This is a genomic window from Streptomyces sp. NPDC050610 (assembly GCF_040654875.1).
GTDB lineage: Bacteria > Actinomycetota > Actinomycetes > Streptomycetales > Streptomycetaceae > Streptomyces.
The window spans coordinates 1-19704 of the sequence record NZ_JBFAIV010000027.1 but is presented as its reverse complement, the minus strand read 5'-3'; the positions used below and the strand labels follow the sequence as shown (position 1 = coordinate 19704).

At 70.5% G+C, this 19704-nt stretch carries 16 protein-coding genes, 1 pseudogene and 1 riboswitch; of the genes and pseudogenes, 12 read left to right on the top strand and 5 right to left on the bottom strand.

What is annotated here, in order from left to right; translation table 11 throughout:
• Window positions 1-239: 239 nt before the first annotated feature.
• A complete protein-coding gene (locus tag AB0I22_RS28305) occupies window positions 240-1397 on the top strand; it encodes a sensor histidine kinase (RefSeq protein ID WP_363133769.1) in 1158 nt (385 codons plus the stop codon).
• Window positions 1398-1544: 147 nt separating this feature from the next.
• Here the strand turns inward: AB0I22_RS28305 and AB0I22_RS28300 are convergent, their stop codons facing one another.
• On the bottom strand, window positions 1545-2558 hold the full coding sequence (locus tag AB0I22_RS28300; RefSeq protein ID WP_363133768.1) for a LacI family DNA-binding transcriptional regulator: 1014 nt from the start codon (window positions 2556-2558) through the stop codon (window positions 1545-1547).
• A 200-nt stretch (window positions 2559-2758) separates the two neighbouring features.
• On the opposite strand from AB0I22_RS28300, the gene AB0I22_RS28295 reads away from it, so the two are divergent.
• The 11 genes from AB0I22_RS28295 (at window position 2759) to AB0I22_RS28245 (ending at window position 16623) form a co-directional block, all read left to right on the top strand.
• Complete coding sequence (locus AB0I22_RS28295; RefSeq protein WP_363133767.1) at window positions 2759-5368, top strand: PA14 domain-containing protein; 2610 nt, start codon at window positions 2759-2761, stop codon at window positions 5366-5368.
• 158 nt (window positions 5369-5526) lie between these two features.
• Window positions 5527-5656, top strand: a riboswitch (cobalamin riboswitch).
• 51 nt (window positions 5657-5707) lie between these two features.
• On the top strand, window positions 5708-7270 hold the full coding sequence (locus AB0I22_RS28290) for an ABC transporter substrate-binding protein (protein WP_363133766.1): 1563 nt from the start codon (window positions 5708-5710) through the stop codon (window positions 7268-7270).
• A 4-nt stretch (window positions 7271-7274) separates the two neighbouring features.
• Window positions 7275-8222 carry an ABC transporter permease gene (locus AB0I22_RS28285; protein ID WP_363133765.1) on the top strand — a complete coding sequence of 316 codons (948 nt, stop codon included), beginning with the start codon at window positions 7275-7277 and terminating at the stop codon, window positions 8220-8222.
• Window positions 8219-9139, top strand: coding sequence for an ABC transporter permease (locus AB0I22_RS28280; protein WP_363133764.1), 921 nt, complete (start codon window positions 8219-8221; stop codon window positions 9137-9139). The genes AB0I22_RS28285 and AB0I22_RS28280 overlap by 4 nt, the downstream gene beginning before the upstream one ends.
• Window positions 9136-10755 (top strand): ATP-binding cassette domain-containing protein, encoded by a 1620-nt coding sequence (locus tag AB0I22_RS28275; RefSeq protein ID WP_363133763.1) that lies wholly within the window; start codon window positions 9136-9138, stop codon window positions 10753-10755. The genes AB0I22_RS28280 and AB0I22_RS28275 overlap by 4 nt, the downstream gene beginning before the upstream one ends.
• A 926-nt stretch (window positions 10756-11681) precedes the next feature.
• Window positions 11682-11954, top strand: coding sequence for a phosphopantetheine-binding protein (locus tag AB0I22_RS28270; RefSeq protein ID WP_363133762.1), 273 nt, complete (start codon window positions 11682-11684; stop codon window positions 11952-11954).
• Window positions 11955-11981: 27 nt separating this feature from the next.
• A complete protein-coding gene (locus tag AB0I22_RS28265) occupies window positions 11982-13016 on the top strand; it encodes a ketoacyl-ACP synthase III family protein (protein ID WP_363133761.1) in 1035 nt (344 codons plus the stop codon).
• A gap of 1 nt (window position 13017) precedes the next feature.
• Window positions 13018-14157 (top strand): acyl-CoA dehydrogenase family protein, encoded by a 1140-nt coding sequence (locus AB0I22_RS28260; protein WP_363133760.1) that lies wholly within the window; start codon window positions 13018-13020, stop codon window positions 14155-14157.
• Entirely contained in the window at window positions 14154-15644 is a 1491-nt protein-coding gene (locus AB0I22_RS28255) for an amino acid adenylation domain-containing protein (RefSeq protein ID WP_363133759.1), read from the top strand. The genes AB0I22_RS28260 and AB0I22_RS28255 overlap by 4 nt, the downstream gene beginning before the upstream one ends.
• 54 nt (window positions 15645-15698) lie before the next feature.
• On the top strand, window positions 15699-16421 hold the full coding sequence (locus AB0I22_RS28250; protein ID WP_363133758.1) for a class I SAM-dependent methyltransferase: 723 nt from the start codon (window positions 15699-15701) through the stop codon (window positions 16419-16421).
• Window positions 16422-16473: 52 nt separating this feature from the next.
• Window positions 16474-16623, top strand: a complete 150-nt coding sequence (locus AB0I22_RS28245; protein WP_363133757.1) for a hypothetical protein — start codon at window positions 16474-16476, stop codon at window positions 16621-16623.
• 51 nt (window positions 16624-16674) lie between these two features.
• Here AB0I22_RS28245 and AB0I22_RS28240 read toward each other — a convergent pair whose 3' ends face one another.
• From AB0I22_RS28240 to AB0I22_RS28225, 4 genes and pseudogenes are all read right to left on the bottom strand, one after another.
• Window positions 16675-16986: an SCO5918 family protein gene (locus AB0I22_RS28240; RefSeq protein WP_363133756.1), complete on the bottom strand. Its 312-nt coding sequence runs from the start codon at window positions 16984-16986 to the stop codon at window positions 16675-16677.
• A gap of 113 nt (window positions 16987-17099) precedes the next feature.
• Window positions 17100-18626 carry a DEAD/DEAH box helicase gene (locus tag AB0I22_RS28235; RefSeq protein WP_363133755.1) on the bottom strand — a complete coding sequence of 509 codons (1527 nt, stop codon included), beginning with the start codon at window positions 18624-18626 and terminating at the stop codon, window positions 17100-17102.
• 331 nt (window positions 18627-18957) lie between these two features.
• Window positions 18958-19161: a cold-shock protein gene (locus tag AB0I22_RS28230; protein WP_363133754.1), complete on the bottom strand. Its 204-nt coding sequence runs from the start codon at window positions 19159-19161 to the stop codon at window positions 18958-18960.
• 442 nt (window positions 19162-19603) lie between these two features.
• Window positions 19604-19704, bottom strand: a pseudogene (locus AB0I22_RS28225) (MerR family transcriptional regulator); the annotation flags it as partial.

Below are 19704 nucleotides of genomic sequence, written 5' to 3'. Positions count from 1 at the left end.
TGGCCGCCGCTGCTGCCCGGGTCCGGACGGCGAATCGGCTCAGTGTCAGCAGAGGCGGTGCCGGCGATTGCCCGGCGCCGTCGCGTTACCCGAACGGACAGTCCGCCCCTTACGACCCGCGTCCCGCACAGGGTTGAACTCCACTACAGACCAGCGCGGTAACGACCAGAATCCTGCAACTCCAGCTGTATCACGGCGATTTGACGCCCATTCGACTAAATCGGCCCTACGCTGCTGTGATGCGGATTCGCCCCCTTGCTGTCGACGCGCTGGTCGCGACGGCGCTGACCAGCGTGGCCCTGCTGCTGGGACCGGAGGCCGCACGCCAGGGGCAGAACCCGCTCGATGCTGCCGCCTACGCGCTGGTGGTCCTGGCCCACCTGCCGCTCGTACTCCGCAGCCGGGTCCCCTTGCTGGTCTGGTGCCTCGTGCATGCGACCTGGCTGGTGTACATCGCCCTCGGCTACTGGCCCGTGGTGTGCAGTTTCGGCCCGCTGCTCGCCGTCTACACCGTCGCCTCCCTGCGGCCCGGCGCGCTCTCCGTGCCGTGCGCCGCTCTGATGGGCGGGGTCTGGATCTATGCGGGCGTGGTGAACCACACCGACTCCTGGCCGTCCGTGCTCGGGCAGGCCGTGGTCTACCCGGCGGTGCTGTGGCGGTTCGGCGTCGTCGCCCGCCGCTCGGCCGAGCTGACCCGGCAGTTGCGCCGGGAACAGGCCGAACGGGCCCGGCGCGAGGTGGCCGAGGAACGCAGCCGGATAGCCCGCGAACTGCACGACGTGGTGGCACACCACATGTCGGTGATCTCGGTGCACGTCGGTCTCGCCCGCTTCGTCTTCGACACCGATCGCCGGACCGCGCGTGGCGCGCTCGACACCATCGACGCCACCGGCAAGGAGGCCCTCGACGAGCTGCGCCGCATGCTCATGGTGCTGCGCGCCGACGACGACGGCGCCCCGGCCGGCCCGATGCCGGGTCTGGCCCGCCTCGACGAGATGGCCGAACGCGTCAGCGCCGGTGGAGTCCCAGTCGCCCTGAGCGTCGAGGGCACCCCGCGGCCCATCGCCCCCGGCGTGGAACTGTGCGCCTACCGGATCGTGCAGGAGGCCCTCACCAACGTCCTCAAACACGCGCCGGGCGCGCATGCGGAAGTACGGCTGAGCTACGAACCGCATCAGGTGACGGTTTCGGTCACGGACGACGGCGAGGGGGCGATCCCGGACAGGGCACGAACCGACGGCGGGCACGGCTTGCTCGGCATGCGCGAGCGGGCCAAGCTCTACGGCGGGCAGATCAGCATCGGCCCGCAGGACCAAGGCGGCTTCGCCGTGCGGCTGACCCTGCCGACCGCCGCGACGACCTTGCCCCCGAGCCCCGGTCACCGGTTATGCGGCTGATAGGGGCTCGATGCTCGACCAGTCGAGCAAGCGGGTACCGGGAAGGGTCTTTACATCGTTGGAAGAAGGCCGTAAAGGCCGTAATGGCTTTGCGCGGAGACTCGTCTGCCGAAGAAGGGGCCGCCGCCGGGGCGACGCCCCGTTCGGTCAGCGGCGGCCGAGGGTGCTCTCGCGCTCGGTCAGGCGGTATTCAGGGGTCAGCTCATGGCCCGAGCGCTCCTCGGGATGCTCCAGTTGGTGCAGCAGCGACCGCACCGCGAGCCGTGCGATCGCGGGCTTGTCCGGCGAGATCGTGGTCAGCGTGACCGCGCCGAACCGGCCCTCCGCGATGTCGTCGAAGCCGACCACCGCCACGTCCCACGGCACCCTGAGGCCCCGCTCGTGCAGCACCCGCATCGCACCGATCGCCACCAGGTCGTTGTAGGCGAACACGGCGTCCGGGCGGACGCCCGAGTCCAGCATCCGGGCCATCGCGGAGGCGCCGTCGCCCCGGTCCCAGCCGCTGGTCTCGCCGATCAGCGCGTCCGGTGCGGGCAGCCCTGCCGCGGTCAGCTCCGCGCGCCATCCGTCCAGCCGCAGGTGCGCGGGCCGGTTCGCCGAGTCGGTGCGCGCGCCGAGGTAGGCGATCTGCGTACGGCCGCGGCCCAGCAGGTGGCGCACCGCGGTGCGGGCCGCGGCGACGTTGTCGATGGCGATGTGGTCGTAGGGCAGGTCGTACTCGCGCTCGCCGAGCAGCACCAGCGGCACGTCGTCGTCCCGGCCGCGCAGATCCTCCGCCTCCAGCTCCAGCGGGCTCAGGATGAGTCCGTCGATCACCCGTGCCCGGAAGCCCTGGCTGACCAGGATCTCCTGCTCGCGGTCGCCCTGGGTGTGGTCGAGGAGGACCGTGACGTCGTGCGCCGCCGCCGCGTCGATCACGGCTCCCGCGAGTTCGGCGAAGTAGGGGTTGCCGAGCTCGGGGACGGCGAGGGCGATGATGCCCGTACGTCCTTTGCGCAGGTGACGGGCGGTCGGGTTCGGGCGGTAGCCGAGCTCGTCGATCGTCTGCTGGACGCGGCTGCGCGTCGCGGGAGTCACGTGCCGGTAGTTGTTCACGACATTCGACACGGTCTTGATCGAGACGCCGGCGTGCTCCGCGACATCCTTGAGACTCACCCGCACGGAATCTCCTTCGGCTCGGCTCGGCACTCCCGCCCGCCGGGCGCGCTCGTCTTGGCTCTGGACAGTGCACCGGATCACGTGCTGTCATGCCAACTGCCGTTCTTTCCAACGTTGTACAGATGAGTTGTACCGACTTGAGCGACGAGCCGCCACCCTTCCTCACCGCGTTCCAGTAGACGCGTTCCCTTACAGGAGGATCCGTGCGCATCAGACCCCTCAGACGGACCGGCCGACATCTGGCCCTGCTCCTCACGACAGCACTCGGACTCACAGCGCTCACCATGACCCCACCCGCCACGGCCGCGGATGAGCCGGTCGTGCCTCACGGGCTCAAGGGCGAGTACTACACGCAATCCGCCCCCGGAGCATTCGACTTCGACCGGTTGAAGGCGACGGGATTCGATCCGAACATCGACTTCGGCAGCCTCGAATCCCGGTTGCAGTCCGCCACCGGGCAGTCGGACAACGCCAGTGTGCGCTGGACCGGGAAGCTCGTGCCGGAGAAATCCGGCTCGACGACGTTTTCCATCATCGGTGACAACGGCTTCCGGCTGTGGGTCGGCGGGCAACTGGTCATCGACCACTGGGTCGACGACTGGGACAGGGAACAGTCTTCCAAACCCGTGAAACTGACGGCCGACCAGGCAGTCGACGTCAAGGTCGAGTACTTCGAGCACATCGGCGGCTCCAATCTGCATCTGCGGTGGACCGAGCCCGGCGAGCAGAAGAAGGCCATCCCGTCGTCGGCGTTCCGGCTGCCCGACGACTGGAAGTACGACGGCGCCGTCGGCACGACCGTTCTCGGCGACGGGCGGACCCTGAAGCTCGACTTCGCGCAGAAGCTCGGCAGGGTGCCGGGTGGGGCGAACGGCCATGTCTCGGCGGTGATCGGGGGCGCCAAGTGGCCGCTGAGCAGCGTCAAGGCGGACCCGGACGACTCGCGGGCCCTGCTGGTCGGGCTGAAGGAGCCCGTCGTCGGCAACAAGGACGGCGACGCGCCGGGCCTCGTGGACGTGACGTACGACGGCAAGGGCGGCCTGGCGGGGAAGGACGGGACCGCCGTCGGCCCCTTCTGGTCGAGTGGGCCCAACCACTCCACGTACGAGCTGAGCACCCCATGGGGCGACCGGGTGACGTCCGCGAACGCACACCGTGAGTACCCGCGGCCGCAGCTCACCCGGTCCGAGTGGCGGAACCTCAACGGGAGGTGGGAGTTCGCCGCGGCCAAGGCGGGCGACGCCGTGCCGGCGGGCAGGCGACTGGGCGAGAAGATCCTGGTGCCGTACCCGGTGGAGTCGCAGCTCTCCGGGATCGAGCGCCATGAGGACCGCATGTGGTACCGGCGCACCTTCACGGTTCCGGCGAACTGGCAGGTGGGCCGCGGCAAGCGGCTCCAGCTGAACTTCGGCGCCGTCGACTGGCAGGCGCAGGTGTACGTGAACGGCAAGAAGGTCGCCGATCACAAGGGCGGGTACGACAAGTTCAGCGCGGACATCACGGACGCGCTGAAGCCGGGGCGCACCCAGGAGCTCATCGTCGGCGTGTACGACCCGACCGACGCGGCGAACGGTGAGAACCCGCCGATGGGCAAGCAGCGCCTCGACCCCAGCGGCATCTGGTACACACCCTCCTCCGGGATCTGGCAGACCGTGTGGATGGAGCCCGTCGCCGCGGATCATGTCTCCGGTCTGAAGCTGACGCCCGACGCGAGCGGCAGGCTGACCGTCGAGACCGCGGGCGTGCGCAGCGGCCTTCCGGTCACTGCCACCGTGTACGCCGGAAAGCGCAAGGTCGGCACCGTTACGGGCCGGTCGGGGCATGCGCTCGACCTGAAGATCGCCAAGCCGCGCCTGTGGACGCCGGACGACCCCTACCTGTACGACCTCAAGGTGAGCGTCGGCCGGGACCGGGTCAAGAGCTACTTCGGCATGCGGTCGATCTCCGTGCAGCGGGTGGACGGCACTCCGCGCACCGTCCTGAACGGGAAGCCCGTCTTCATGATGGCCACGCTGGACCAGGGGTTCTGGCCCGACGGGCTGCACACCGCGCCGAGCGACAAGGCACTCGCGTACGACCTGAAGATGCACAAGCGGATGGGGTTCAACTCCGTCCGCAAGCACATCAAGGTCGAGCCGGACCGGTGGTTCTACTGGGCCGACAAGCTGGGGCTGCTCGTATGGCAGGACATGCCGGCGATGGCGGCGGGGGTGAACCCGAGCACGGCGGCGCGCGCCGAGTACGAGCGTGAGCTGAAGACCATGATCGACCAGCACTACAACCATCCGTCGGTCGCCATGTGGGTCACGTTCAACGAGGGCTGGGGCCAGTACGACGAGGCCCGCGTCGCCGACCAGGCCAAGGCGTGGGACCCGACGCGGCTGATCAACTCGATGTCGGGGCTCAACCTCGGGGTCGACGGCGGCACCGGCGACATCATGGACGAGCACGGATATCCGAGCCCCGCGCTGCCCCCGCACCCGGACGGCAAACGGGCTCTGGTGGCCGGGGAGTACGGCGGCCTCGGGCTCGGCGTCCCCGGACACGCGTGGTCCGTGCAGCAGTCGTACGTGGACGTGGACCCGGCCACGTACACGGACGCCTACCTCGACAAGCTGAAGGAGGTGCGGGCGCTGGCCTGCAAGGGCGGCAACGGCGCCGTCTACACGCAGATCTCCGATGTGGAGGGCGAGCTGAACGGCCTGCTCACCTATGACCGCAGGGTCGTGAAGCCCGACGTGAAACGGGTGCACGACGCGCAGCGGGCGCTGATCCGCGACGCCTCGCGGGCACAGCCCGCCGGGTGCGCCTGAGCCGGCCTGATCGAGCCATGACGGCCGGTCTGATCGAGCCATGACGGGAGGGCGGCCGGCTGCTCGCCGCGGGCGGACGGCCGCTCTCCCCGCCTGATCCCACCGGGTTGAAGCCCCCGTCGCCCCGTGCGCCACAATGAGCGCACGAGGCGACGGGGACCAGGAAGCCGGTGCGAGTCCGGCGCGGTCCCGCCACTGTGACCGGGAAGCGATCCTCCCGCACGCCACTGACCGCGCTAAGCGGGCGGGAAGGCGGAGGCGAGCGACGATCCGGGAGCCAGAAGACTGACCCGTCGCCGGTCCAGCGGCAGGGGCGAGGACACCCCGGAGAGGATCGATGTGACGACGCATGCCCGGACGCAGCCGGAGCGACGACCGCGACCAGGCAGGCGGGGCGTACTGGCCGCCTCAGGCGCCCTGGCGCTCGCCGGTACCGGCCTGCTCAGCGGCTGCGGAGGCGACACCAAGGACGGGGGCGGCGGCGACCGGTTCCGCGCGGCGTTCACCTCCGGCGGCTCCCAGGAGACCCTCGACCCGCACGTCGCCCCGAACTTCGTCGACCAGGCCCGCGCCAAGGCCCTCTACGACACCCTCGGTACGTACGCCGACGACATGTCGGTCCGCGAAAGGCTCGCGGAGTCGTGGGAGAGCGACGCCTCCGGTACCCGGTGGCGCATCCGCCTGCGCGCGGCGAAGTTCCACGACGGACGGCCGGTCACCGCGAAGGACGTCCTGTACAGCTACCGCCGCGCCGCCGACCCCGAGACCGGCTCGCCCTCGCAGGTGCTGCTCTCCGCGATCGACTTCACCGCGAGCAAGGCCGACGGCACGCGGTCCGTCGTCTTCGTGCTGAAGGCGCCGAACTTCGAGTTCCCCACCGTCCTCGCCGGCCCCGGCACCGAGATCATCCCGGACGGGACGACCGACTTCCGCAAGCCCGTCGGCTCCGGCCCCTTCACCTACGTGTCGTTCACCCCCGGCGGCACCGCCCGCTACCGGAGCTGGGCGGACCACTGGGACGGCGCCCCGCACATCGCCGAGCTGGAGATCGTCCCCGCGAACGAGGAGTCGGCGCGGCTGAACGCGCTGCTGTCGGGCCAGGTGCACTACGGCGCCGACATGGCCGGCTCCTCCGTGGAGCGGCTGAAGAGGGACGGCTCGACGCGACTGCTGACCGCGAAGCGGGCCACCGCGCAGCAACTGCTCCTGCGCACCGGGCGCAAACCGTTCGACGATCCGCGGCTGATACGCGCCGTTCGGCTCGGGATCGACCGGGAAGCCCTGGTCAGAGTCGCGCTCGCCGGTCACGGCGAGGCCGGCGACGACCTGTTCGGCCTCGGCCTGCGCGGCTACCCCGACGACCTCAAACCCCTCAAGCGGGACGTCGACGCGGCGCGCGAGCTGGTGAAGGAAGCCGGTGCGGACGGCCTGCACATCACCGTGGAGACCAGCTCCGTCGACGCCGCCTGGGAGCCGGCCGCGGACCTGATGGCGCGGCAGCTGCGCGAAGTGGGGCTGAAGCTGACCGTCAACACCCGCGCCTCCAGCACGTACTTCAGCGAGATCAAGACCAAGGGCATCGCAGCCTTCAATACCACCTCCACCCTGCCGGTCTCCGACTTCCTTGAGCAGCGCGTCCGCGGCGGAGCCGCCCGCAACCAGACGCAGTACGCCTCGAAGAAGTTCGACGTCCTCCTCGACCGGGCCCGCACCAGCCGCGGTGAGCAGGACCGCCTCGCGCTTCTCTCCCGCGCCCAGAAGATCGCTCGCGAGGAGTCCGGACTGCTCGTGTGGGCGTTCTCCGACGCCAACGACGCCATCGCACGGTCGGTCGGCGGCCTGCGCGCGGCGCCCCCGAACTCGCACGACTGGGCCCGCTTCGACCGGGTCCGCATCAGCTGACGACGTGCGCGCCTACGTCTTCCGCCGCTCCCTGCTCGCCCTCCTCCAGTGCCTGGTCGTGCTGGTGGCCGTGTTCGCCGTCGGCTCGCTGCTGCCCGGCGACACGGCCGACGTGCTCCGAGGCGAACTGGGCACCCCCGAGCAGATCACGGCCCTGCGCGAGCAGCTGGGCCTCGACGAACCCGCCTGGCCCCGCTTCTGGCACTGGCTCGGCCACCTGCTCACCGGCGATCCGGGCCACTCCCTGACCACCGGACTGCCCGTCGGCGACGACATCGGCCGCCGCATCGGCGTGACGCTGCTGCTGGGCGTACCGGCACTGGCGCTCGTCACCGTGCTGGCGCCTCTCGTGGGCACCGTCTCGGGACTGCGCGAGGGCAGCCGCGTCGACCGCGCCCTGAACACGGCCGCGGTCGTCCTGCACGCCGTGCCCGAATTCGTACTCGGACTGCTGCTCGTCGCCTCGGTGTCGCTGGCGGCCGGCCTGCTGCCCGCCACCGCCGTCGGCATGGACGCGGCCGCACTGCGCGCGCAGCCGGCCGTCCTGGTCCTCCCGATCACCGTGCTGACGGCCCGGCACCTGTGCGACCTGGCACGGCAGATCCGCGCGGGCGTGGCGGCCGAGCGGCACGGTGCCGTCGCCGAGCACCTGCGGCTCCTGGGCCTGCGCGAGCGCACCGTTGTACTGCGCCACGTGCTGCCCAACGCCCTGGGCCCCGCGGCCCAGCAGTACGCCCGCTGCGTGGAGGGACTGCTCGGCGGCGCCGTGCTGGTGGAAGCGGTCTTCGGCTTCCGCGGGCTCGGCGACGGCTTCGTCGAGGCGGTCCAGAACCGGGACCTGCCACAAGTACAGACGTACGCGCTCCTGTTCGCCGGGACCGCCGTCGTCGTCAACCTGATCGGAGACCTGGTCGCGCACCGTCTCGCACCCCGCCGCGAGGTGACGGCATGACCTTGCCGCGAACGAGGACATCCCGCACCGCCGCTACGAGACGCCGACGCCCGTGGACCGCCCTGATCCTGCTGGGCGTACCCGTGCTCCTTGCTCTGCTGGGACCACTGGCGGCCGGTGACGACGCGCCCCGGCAGGACGCGTTGCCGTCGCAGCCGCCCGGCGCGGGGCACCCGCTCGGCACGGACGTCCTGGGCCGCGACGCGCTCTCGCTCGTACTGGAAGGCGGCGCCTCGGTGGTGGGCAGCGCGCTGGCCGCGCTCGCCGTCGGGACGGCGCTCGGCATACCGCTGGGGCTGCTGGCCGCGGGCCCGCGCCGGGTCGTCGACGAGACCGTGATGCGCACCATGGACCTGCTCCTCGCCTTCCCCGGCCTGCTGGTGCTGATGACGCTGGCGGCGACGGGCCACCGCGACTGGTTCTGGCTGGTGACGGTCGCCGGGGTGCTCCAAGTACCGGCCGTGGCACGCCTGGTACGCGGCGCTGCCCTCGCACCCGGCTCCCGGACCGTCGTCGAGGCCCTGCGGATGCAGGGGCACGGCTGGGCGTACATCCACCTCCGGCACCTGGCGCGGGAACTGGCCGCACCGCTGGCCACCGACGCGGGCGGCCGGTTCTCCACCGTGCTGTACCTGCTGGCGTCCGCCAACTTCCTCGGCCTGGGCCTGCCCGCGTCCGCACCGGACTGGGCGGTGCTCATCGAACGCAACAGCGCCGCCCTGTTCACCCAGCCCGCCGCCGTCCTGGTGCCGGCCGGCCTGCTGACGGCGCTGTGCGTCGGCGCCAACCTGCTCGTCGACAGCACCCTCGCCCGTCAGAGGACCCGTAATGGGACCCGCAATGGGACCCGTCAGGGGAGCGGTCAGAGGACCCGCGAGAGGACCTGCATGAGGACCGGCAAGAGGAGAAGACCGTGACCGAGGCCGTCCCCGCACCGCTGCTGGCGATGGAGGAGATCTCGGCGCAGGCCGACGGAGCGCCGCGCCCGCTCCTCGACAAGGTCGAACTGGCCGTGCGGCCGGGCACCGTCGTCGCCGTCGTCGGCCCGTCGGGCAGCGGCAAGACCACGCTGGGCTTGGCCGCACTCGGCGCCGCGCGCGGAGCGGTACGGCTGTCCGGACGCGCACTGCTGGAGGGTACGGACCTGATGAGCCTCGCCCCGGACCGGCGCCGCGCGGCTCGGGCGGGCCGGGCCGCGCATCTGCCGCAGCACCCCGAATCCGTACTGGACCCGGTCCGCCGAGTCGGGGGAGTGCTGACGGAACTGGCCGCTCTCGGAGGCTGCCAGGGACGGTCCGCCCGTAAAGCCGCCGCCGCTGGCGCACTGTCAGCGGCCGGCCTCGACTGGGAGACCACGCACCGCCGCTTCCCGCACCAGCTCTCCGGCGGCCAGCAACAGCGACTCGCGCTCACCTCCGCACTGGTGACGGGCGCACGCCTCCTCGTACTGGACGAGCCCACCAGCGGCCTGGACCCCGCCCTCGCGCACGCCCTGGGCCGAACCGTCCGCCGCCTCGCGGACGACGGTATGGGCATCCTGCTGCTCAGCCACGACCTGCCCCTGGTGCGCCGCACCGCGGACCGGGCCATCGTGCTGGAGCACGGCCGGGTCGTGGACGACGGCCCTACGGACGAAGTCCTTGGGGGGCTTGGGGGTTACGGGAGCCACGGAGTTCTCGGCATTGACGACCCCGCCCCCGAGTCCGCCACCAGCGGGTCCGTCGTGGCGCGCCACCCGGCCACCCGGGAACTGCTCGCCGCGGAACACCGCACCAGCGCGGCGCGGCGAGCGGCGTCAGGGGCGAGCGGCCCCAACTCCCCGCGATCCGGCGGCGTCGTGGCCACGGGAATCGCCGTACGCCGCCGGTCCGCCGAGCCCCTCACCGGACCGGTGTCGATGGCGTTCCCGCCCGGAAGCAGCACCGCACTGCTCGGCCCCTCGGGCTCGGGCAAGACGACGTTCGCCCGGGCCCTGGCCGGTCTCACCGCGCCCACCTCCGGCGAGATACGCGTCGACGGCACGCTGCTCCCCGCCCGCATCGACCGCCGCTCCGCCGCGCAGCGCCGCGTCGTCCAATACATGCACCAGAACAGCGCGGACTCTTTCGAGAAACACCGCCCGCTCATCCGCCAACTCGCCGACACCGCATGCCTTCTGCGCGGACTGCGACGCGAGGAAGCGACGGCCGAGGCGCTGACGACCGGCGAGAAGCTGGGGCTCGACGAGGCGATGCTGCGCCGCACCCCCGACCAGCTGTCCGGCGGGCAGCTCCAGCGCTGCGCACTGATCCGCGCCCTGACGGCCCACCCCGCGCTGCTGGTGTGCGACGAGGTCACATCGGCCTTGGACACCGCATCCCGGGAACTGGTCCTCGACGCGCTGCCCAGCCTGCTCGCACCGGCCGCCACAGCGCTCCTGTTCATCAGCCACGACCTCCCGGCGGTGCGAACGGTGGCCGAGGACGTCGTGGAGTTCGAGGGCGGGCGTCGCGTGCGGCGCCGGCGAGCGGACGGATTGCTGCCTCTGCCATGACTGCGGAAGCTGCCGACGCTTGATGGGTGGACGGGATCGATCCTGAAGTGCCGCGCGTCTGGGACCAAGATCGGCGATGCCATCGGAGTGTCCGAACAGACCGGCCTGGCTTTGTCCGCAGGCCAAGCGATGTTCTGCACGGACCCAAAAGACTGTGGTTCGGAGATTCGGTGTCGCGCAGTGCCCGTTTCTCTGGATATCGGATCTGTTTCAGGACCGCTTCGAACGGACCCGTGAAGGGTTCCTCGAAAGCTCACAGCAATGCCCCAGCCGATTCCGTACGCAGCTGCCATTCCGTTTGACGCGGCGGGCTCTCGAATCCTCGCCACCGGGCCGCGATCGGGTGTCGGCCCCATGCCCGTTTCGCAGGAAGTGCGCGCCGTAACCACTCCGCTTCAACGTGGTACCTGTTGGCGAGACTTGCCGACCGTCTTGGCCTGGGCGTCGATGATCCGTGCGGCACCGGCGTTCGGTATACGTCGGCGCACGCCAGAATGGCTCGGGCCTTCTCGGCCGAGCGACGGTGCGGCGTGCTCGTCCGGATTCCGCTGATGGTGCGCGTCCGGAGCGTGCGGGAAACGAGAAAAACTTCACCGCCGGGCAATGTTTCGCCCTCGGCCGGTTGGGATTCCCTCCTACCGATGAGTAATGGACGATGGGGCGATGTTCGGATTCGAGAGGGTGAGTGATCGACTGTGCAACGAATTGTGTAACGCGGACTTTCCTTGACAGGCGCCTGGCCCGGTGGGCAGACTGCTGGGCATCTGAGGTCGATTCGCCCGACTGGATAGCGCATAACTCGCGCGAACCCGGTCGCTGAGTGCGCCGTGTCACGGAATGGCTCACGCCGTCTTTCGGACCGGTTGAGTATCCCCTTGTCGCTGCTCGGGTCTTTTGTGACCTGCTGTCATCAGGCTGGAGAGAAAGTGTCTGACGTCGAACGCGTGGACCTGCTCGAAAAGCTCCTCACTTTTGTTCGGGATGGCCTGCTGGATGGGCAGGCGGGTGACGATCTGACGTCGACCACCCCGTTGCTGGAATGGGGGGTGCTCGACTCCGTGAAGACGGCGCGACTGCTCGCTTTCATACGCGACGAAATCGGTGTGCGCGTGCCGCCGAAGAAGATGGTCGGCGACCACTTCAAGGACCTGGAACACGTGACGGACCTGGTTCTGGAACTCCAGCAGCCCGTCGGCTGACCCCGAAACGTCGAGAGGTTTACCTCCGTGAAAACGAAAGACGTGTTCGTCGGCGGCCTCGGCGTCTATGTGCCGGAGAAGATGAGTATGGAGTCGGCGGTGGCGGAGGGGATGATCGACGCCGCAGCCGCGAAGGAGTACGACTTCGCCAGCATCGCGGTGGCCGGTGAGACGCCGGCCCCCGAAATGGCCCTGCACGCGGTGCGCGAGGCGTTGCACCGTTCCGGTAAGGACCAGTCCGAATTAGGCATGCTGCTGTACGCCAGCGTCTGGTACCAGGGCCCGGACGGCTGGTGTCCGCAGTACTACATCCAGCGGCACGCGGTCGGCGGCAACGTCGTGGCGGCCGAGGTGAGACAGGGCTGCATGGGCATGTTCAGCGCCCTGGAACTCGCGGCCGGCTATCTGATGGGCGTACCGGAACGCGACTCCGCGGTCATCACGAGCGCCGACAACTTCAATTCGCCGCGCATCGACCGCTTACGTTTCAGTCCGCACTTCCCCATGGCGGACGCGGGCTGCGCCGTGGTGCTCAGCAGGACCCCCGGATTCGCCCGACTCGAATCCGTCAACGCGGTCACCTTGCCCGAATACGAGGGAATGCACCGCAGCGGTGAGCCGATGTTCCCGCCGGGGGAGACACTCGGGCGTCCGCTCAACTTCGCGGCCACCAAGAAGCACTGGATGGTGAACGCGGAACGGCCGCCCGGGGGCCCGCTCCCGATCATCGCGGCCCAGGACGAACTGGTGACCCGCACCTTGGAGGAATCCGGAATCGGGATAGACGACGTCACCAAGGTCGCCTATGTCAACGGATCGCGCGAACGGGTCGAGGGCCGGGGCATGATCCCGCTCGGGCTGCCCATGAGCCGATCGACCTGGGATTTCAGCCGCACCATCGGCCACGCCGGCGCGAGCGATCAGTTCATCTCGCTGGAACACCTGGTCAGGACCGGGGAATTGAGCCCGGGCGATCATTTCCTCATGCTCGGAGTCGGGCCGGGATTCAACATCGCATGTGCGGTCTTCAGCATCCTCGAACGTCCTTCGTGGGCGGACTGACATGGATTTCGGCTGGAACACCGAGCAGCAGGCCCGGTACGCCGAGGTCCTGGCCGGGGTGCGCGCCGCCTTCCCTCAGGATCGGGAGCGGGACGAGCAGCCCTTCACCAGGGAGGACTGGCTGGGGCTGGGGAAGCTCGGCGTGCTGGGCGCGAGCGTCCCGGAGCGGTTCGGCGGCGGCGGACTCGGCGCCCTCGACACCGCCCGCGTGATCGAGGCGGTGGGCGAGGGCTGCTCCAGCACCGGCCTGGTCTTCGCCGCCGCCGCCCACCAGTTCGCCTGTGCCAGGCCGATCCTGGAGTTCGCCGAACCGGCCGTCCAGGAACGGCTGCTGCCAGGTCTGTGCTCCGGGGCCCTGATCGCGGGCAACGCCATGACCGAGGCCGACGCGGGCTCCGATGTCTCCCGGCTCGCCGTCACCGCCACCCCGGTGGAAGGCGGTTACGTTCTCGACGGCACCAAGTCCTTCGTGAGCAACGGCCCGGTCGCCGACGTCTATGTCACCTACGCCACCACCGACGCCAAGGCCGCGCATCTGGGCCTGACGGGGTTCGTCGTGGACCGCGACGCGCCCGGTGTCTCGGCCGGCCCGCCGTTCGAGAAGACCGGCCTGCTGGGCTGCCCGGCCGGAACCGTCTCCTTCGACGACTGCTTCGTACCGGCCTCCCAGGTCCTGGGCGCCCCCGGGCTGGGCAGCACGGTCTTCCAGACCTCCATGGCCTGGGAGCGGGCCTGCCTCTTCGCGCTCTACCTCGGCGTGCAGCAGCGACTGCTCGACGCCTGTACGCACCATGTGCGGCGACGCCGCCAGTTCCAGCGGCGGCTGTCGGAGTTCCAGGCGGTCTCCCACCGCCTCGCGGAGATGAAGCTGCGCCTGGAGAGCGGCCGCCTCCTGCTCTACCGCGCCTGCTGGGAACTCGACCGCGACGGCGACGGCGCCCTGTGGGCGGCGCTGTCGAAGCTGGCGGTCTCGGAAGGCGTGCTGGAGAGCGCGATGGACGCGGTACGGCTGTTCGGCGCGCGTGGCTACCTGCGGGAGGAAGGCATCGAGGCGGCCCTGCGGGACGCGGTGCCCGGCACCCTCTTCTCCGGGACCTCCGACATCCAGCGGGAGATCATCGCCAGGGAGCTGGGCCTGTGAGACTCCACGAACTGCTGACGCGCTCGGCTCGCCGGACGCCGGACGCGCTCGCCGTCGACGACCTGTCCGGCGGCGTCAGCTACCGCGAACTGGACCTGCTGGCCGACGCGTTCGCCGGCGCCCTGCACGCCGCCGGCATAGCCCCCGGCGACCGGGTGGTGATCTGGAGCGGCAAGGACATCGACTCGGTGGCGCTGATGCAGGCCGCCCTGCGGATCGGAGCGGTCTACGTACCGGTCTCTGCGGCGAACCCTCTCGCCCGGCTGGCCCAGATCATCCGGGACTGCCGCCCGGCCCTCGTCGTTGCCGACGCGGACGGACTGCGCCGCGCCGCCGGGGACACCTGGCCCCAGGCGGCGGGGGAGAGCGCGCCGAGAGTGGTCGGCGCCACCGAATTGCTGGCGTCCCCCGCCCCCTCCGCGCCTCCGGCGCACCACGGCACGGCGGATGACCCGGCGTACATCCTGTACACCTCAGGCTCGACCGGGGTGCCGAAGGGCATCGCGATCAGCCACCGCAACGCGCTGGCGTTCGTCACCTGGGCGGCCGCCGAGACCGGCCTGCAAGCCGCGGACCGGCTCGCCAACCACGCCCCGTTCAACTTCGACCTCTCCGTGTTCGACCTGTACGCGGCGTTCCTGGTAGGCGCCTCGGTGCACCTGGTGCCGCCGGGCATGGCGTACGCGCCGGACCTGCTGACCGACCTGCTGGAGAGCCGGCGGATCACAGTCTGGTACTCGGTGCCCTCGGTCCTCGTGCTGATGCTGCACCAGGGCGGGCTGCTGGACGGCGCTCCGCCGCCCGCGCTGCGGGTCTGCGCCTTCGCCGGCGAGCCCTTCCCGCTGGCGGACGCCCTGCGGCTGCGCGCGGCGTGGCCGGACGTACGGCTGTTCAACTGGTACGGCCCCACCGAGACCAACGTCTGCACCTCGTACGAGATCACCGCCGACGACCTGGGACGCAGCAGCCCGCTGCCCATCGGCGCCCCGTGCGCCGGCGCCGACGTCTGGCTGGAGCCGCGGGACGGGCCGGAGGGCGAGATCACCGTCGCGGGACCGACCGTGATGAACGGGTACTGGGGCGCCGCACCGCAGGCCGGCCCCTACCGCACCGGTGACGTCGGCCGCTACGACGCGCGGGGCAACCTGGAGTACGTGGGCCGCCGCGACCACCTGGTCAAGGTGCGCGGGCACCGCGTCGAACTCGGCGAGATCGAGGCGGCGCTGGACGCCCACGAGTCGGTCGGCACGGCGGCCGTGGTGGTCATCGGCTCCGGGCTGAAGGCCCGTATCCACGCGGCCGTGGTGCCCCGGCCGGACGCGAGCCCGCCGACACTGCTGAGCGTCAAACGGCACTGCGCGGACCGCCTCCCGCTCTCCATGACGGTGGACGCCCTGCACGTGATGGCGGCCCTGCCCCGCACCCCGAACGGCAAGACCGACCGGGCCGCACTGACGGCCCGGCTGACAGCGACGGCCCGCGGCTGACACCCGGGCCACGGCCACCTGGCACCAACCACCGAACAGGAGGGATCACGGCACATGACCATGGACCGGGAAGCGCTGTGGGACACGTACTGGGCCGATCTGCCGGAGCAGGGCGGCGAGGCGTTCTGGGACTCCGACCCGGCCCACAACGCGGTGCGCCATCTCCCCATGCTGCGGCCCCACTTCGCTCCGACGCTGCCGGTGGTGGACCTGGGGTGCGGCAACGGCACCCAGAGCCCCGTCCTCGCCGAGCACTTCGACCGGGTGATCGGCGTCGACATCGCCCAGGCCGCGATCGACATGGCACGCCAGACCAACGCCCACCCCAACGTCGAGTACTTCCGCTTCGACGTCATGGAGACCGATGAGGCGCACGCCCTGCACGAACGGATCGGCGACGTCAACATCTACATGCGCGCCCTCTTCCACCAGCTGCCGTACGACCACCGGGCGCCCGCGGTGGAGACGCTGGCGGCCTTGGCCGGCAAGCGCGGCCGGGTGTTCTGCCAGGAGCCGACCAAGGTCACCTGGTCCGTGGTGCACCGGCTGCTCTTCGAGTCCGACGAGTCGCTGCCGAAGCTGGAGCGGCTGTTCAACCAGTTCCAGTTCGGCCTCTCGCCGGGCCAGGAGGTCGACACCGAACTGGAGGACCTGTTCAAAAAGACCGGATTCGAGATCGTCGAAGCCGACGACATCCTGATGCGGACCACCGAGACCCTCGCCGACGGCACCCCACTCGACCTGACGACCCGCTACGTGATCGCGCACCTCGCCTGACGACCATGCCGCCGCCGTCCCGCACCGGCTCCGGTGCGGGACAGCGGCGCCCATGACCCGCCCGCTGCCCCGCGAGGAGCATCAGACCGTGACCGACGCCCGTACCCGCCATCACGCCTGGATCCGCGAACACGGCACCGACATGCCGGAGGTCGCGGACCGGACCTGGACGGGCCGGGCCTTTTCGCAGCCGCATCGTTGAACGGGCGGCGCTCCGCTCTCGCTCTGATGGCGGCTCGCGCCTGCTCGTCGGTCAGAGGGCGGCAGGGGCGCCGAGCATCGCGGAAGCCTGCTGGACCGGGCTGGGGGCGTGCTCGGGTGTGGTGGCGTGGGGGAGGCCATGGCAGGTGAAGCCGAGCCGGTTCATGGCCCGGAGGATTTCGCCGGCGCTGAAATCGCGGCGGTCCTGGCGTGTGATGACCTGCCCGACCTGCTTGACGGGGTAGGTGCGGCGGCCGATGGTCACGGACTCGCCGACGGACGGCTCGGGCGTGATGCCCTTCATGGACTCCAGGACGCCGCTCTTGGTGAGGTCGAACGGGTAGCGGGCGATGACACAGCGCATGATGCCTCCCAGGGGGAAGAAGGGAACTGTTCTGCCTCGGCGAGGCGGTTCAGCGGGCCAGGGCGAGAACGCCTGGCGCACTGCCATGCTTCGGCTTGCCGTGCGTGGACGTTCTAGGCCGCCGCGTCGAAGGGGCGCTGCCGCATGGTCGTCCGCCGGGCGGCCGAAGCGGGGCTGCGTCGGCCGCGGGACGGCGTGCCGCGCTTACGGCGCTCAGGCTCCGGCGCGGTGATGGTCACGGGAATGCCGGAGGGGGCTTGGGCGCCGGTGATCCGGCTGAGGGCCTCTTCGCCGGGGCGGACCGGGGTGGTCTGGGGGACGATGCCGGCGGTCGACATGAGGCGGCTCATGTCGCGGCGCTGGTTGGGGGTGACCAGGGTGACGACGCTGCCGGACTCGCCGGCCCGCGCGGTGCGGCCACCGCGGTGGAGGTAGTCCTTGTGGTCGGCCGGCGGGTCGACATTGACGACGAGGTCGAGGTTGTCGACGTGGATACCGCGGGCCGCGACGTTCGTCGCGACGAGCACGGTCACGTGCCCGGTCTTGAACTGGGTCAGGGTCCGGGTGCGCTGCGGCTGCGACTTCCCGCCGTGCAGGGCGGCGGCCCGTACCCCGCTGTCGAGCAGGTCCCGCGTCAGCCGGTCGACGGCGTGCTTGGTGTCCAGGAACATGATCACCCGGCCCTCGCGCGCCGCGATGTGGGTCGCCGTGCGGTGCTTGTCGGCGGCGTGGACGTGCAGGAGGTGGTGTTCCATCGTGGTGACCGCGCCTGCGGACGGGTCGACGGAGTGGACGACCGGATCGGTGAGGTAGCGGCGGACCAGGAGGTCGACGTTGCGGTCGAGGGTGGCGGAGAACAGCATCCGCTGGCCCTCGGGGCGGACCTGGTCCAGGAGCGCGGTGACCTGGGGCATGAAGCCCATGTCGGCCATCTGGTCGGCTTCGTCCAGGACGGTGATCGCGACCTGGTTCAGCCGGCAGTCGCCCCGGTCGATGAGGTCCTTGAGGCGCCCCGGCGTCGCGACGACGACTTCGGCGCCACCGCGCAGTGCGCTGACCTGCCTGCCGATCGGCATTCCGCCGACGACGGTGGCCAGACGCAGTTCCACCGACCGGGCGTAGGGGGTGAGGGCATCGGTCACCTGCTGCGCCAGCTCACGCGTCGGCACGAGGACCAGGGCCAGCGGCTGGCGGGGCTCGGCGCGGCGGCCGGCGGTGCGGGCCAGCAGGGCCAGCCCGAAGGCCAGGGTCTTGCCTGAGCCGGTGCGCCCGCGGCCGAGGACATCGCGGCCCGCGAGGGTGTTGGGCAGGGTCGCGCCCTGGATCGGGAACGGGACCCGCACGCCTTGCGCGGTGAGTGACGCCAGCAGCCGCCCGGGCATGTCGAGGTCGGCGAACGACTCGACGGCGGGCAGCGCGGGAGTGGTCATCTTCGGCAGGGCGAACTCACCCGACGCCGCCGCGGGCCGCCGGCCCTGGCCGCCCTGGCGGCTCGGCCCCCCTGAACGGCTCGGCCCACCTGAACGGCGCGGGGCGGACGAACCGACGCGACCGGTTTGGCGCGAACCGGCACCGGAGCCGCCGGCGGGACTGCCGGCCCGATTGCGGGACGAGCGGTTTTTCGTACGTGCGGGATTCATTCGGAACCTTCCTTGATACGGCACGCACCAAGGAATTCTCGCAGCGGAAGAGCAGCGCGGGGAATCACAAGAACGGGCCGAACAGAACATGGAAACGGATCTTGCCTGTGGCGCTCCGGCGCGGATACCGGCGCGGATATCGGCGATGAAAGGAGCGGCGTTATGCGGACATGAAGTCCAGGACGTCTAACGGGTACTGCCCGGAAGAGGGAATTCTCGAAGAGGGTCCACGGACAGCGTTGTCCGTAGGTGAAATCTCGGGGAATGCCCGCAGCTGGGGCCCGCGCCCCGAGGGACGCGGGCCCCAGCTGCGGAGTGTGGGCGTCGGTGCTCAGAGCGGAACGATGTTCTCGGCCGTCGGGCCCTTCTGGCTCGGAGCTATGGCGAAGGTGACCCGCTGGCCTTCGATCAGCTCACGGAAGCCCTCGGCGGCGATGGCCGAGAAGTGGGCGAACACGTCAGCACCGCCACCGTCCTGCTCGATGAAGCCGAACCCCTTGGCCGCGTTGAACCATTTCACTGTGCCGGACGCCATGTCATATCTCCTTCTGGGCAGTACGTCGTCCCCGCAATTCACGGACGCCGGGTCGTCGCGATGATGCCCCGCCCGGGAGTGACCGGTAATGCAGAACGTTTCCGCGGTTGAAGAACCGGAGAAGCGTTGAAATTTTGGGTACCACGACTGCAACTGAGCTCGACAGTAGCACGCGGCGGCAGCCTGCGTGCGGCCAATAATTCCACTCTGTTCGCTGCGGTGGAAACACTCTCCGCGCGGCGCCTTAAACCCTCACTCAGCGGCCACAGATATTAATCCACCCGGAGTGCAGTGTTTCAGGAGAGCGGTCGCTGTTCCCGGCCCGGAGGGCGCAACGAGCGCAGTAGCTCCGCCCGGCCTGGCGTAGGCGCCGGCCCCGACACAGGTCAGGGCCGCACAGCACTGCTGCGCGGCCCTGCTCGCGTGCGCTCCGGACCCCTCCTCAGCTCGCGTCCGCGGGTTTCGCCGATTCGGCGGCGTGGCGGTATTCGGTGTTGATGCGTTGGGCTTCTTCGAGCTGGTCTTCGAGGATCACGATGCGGC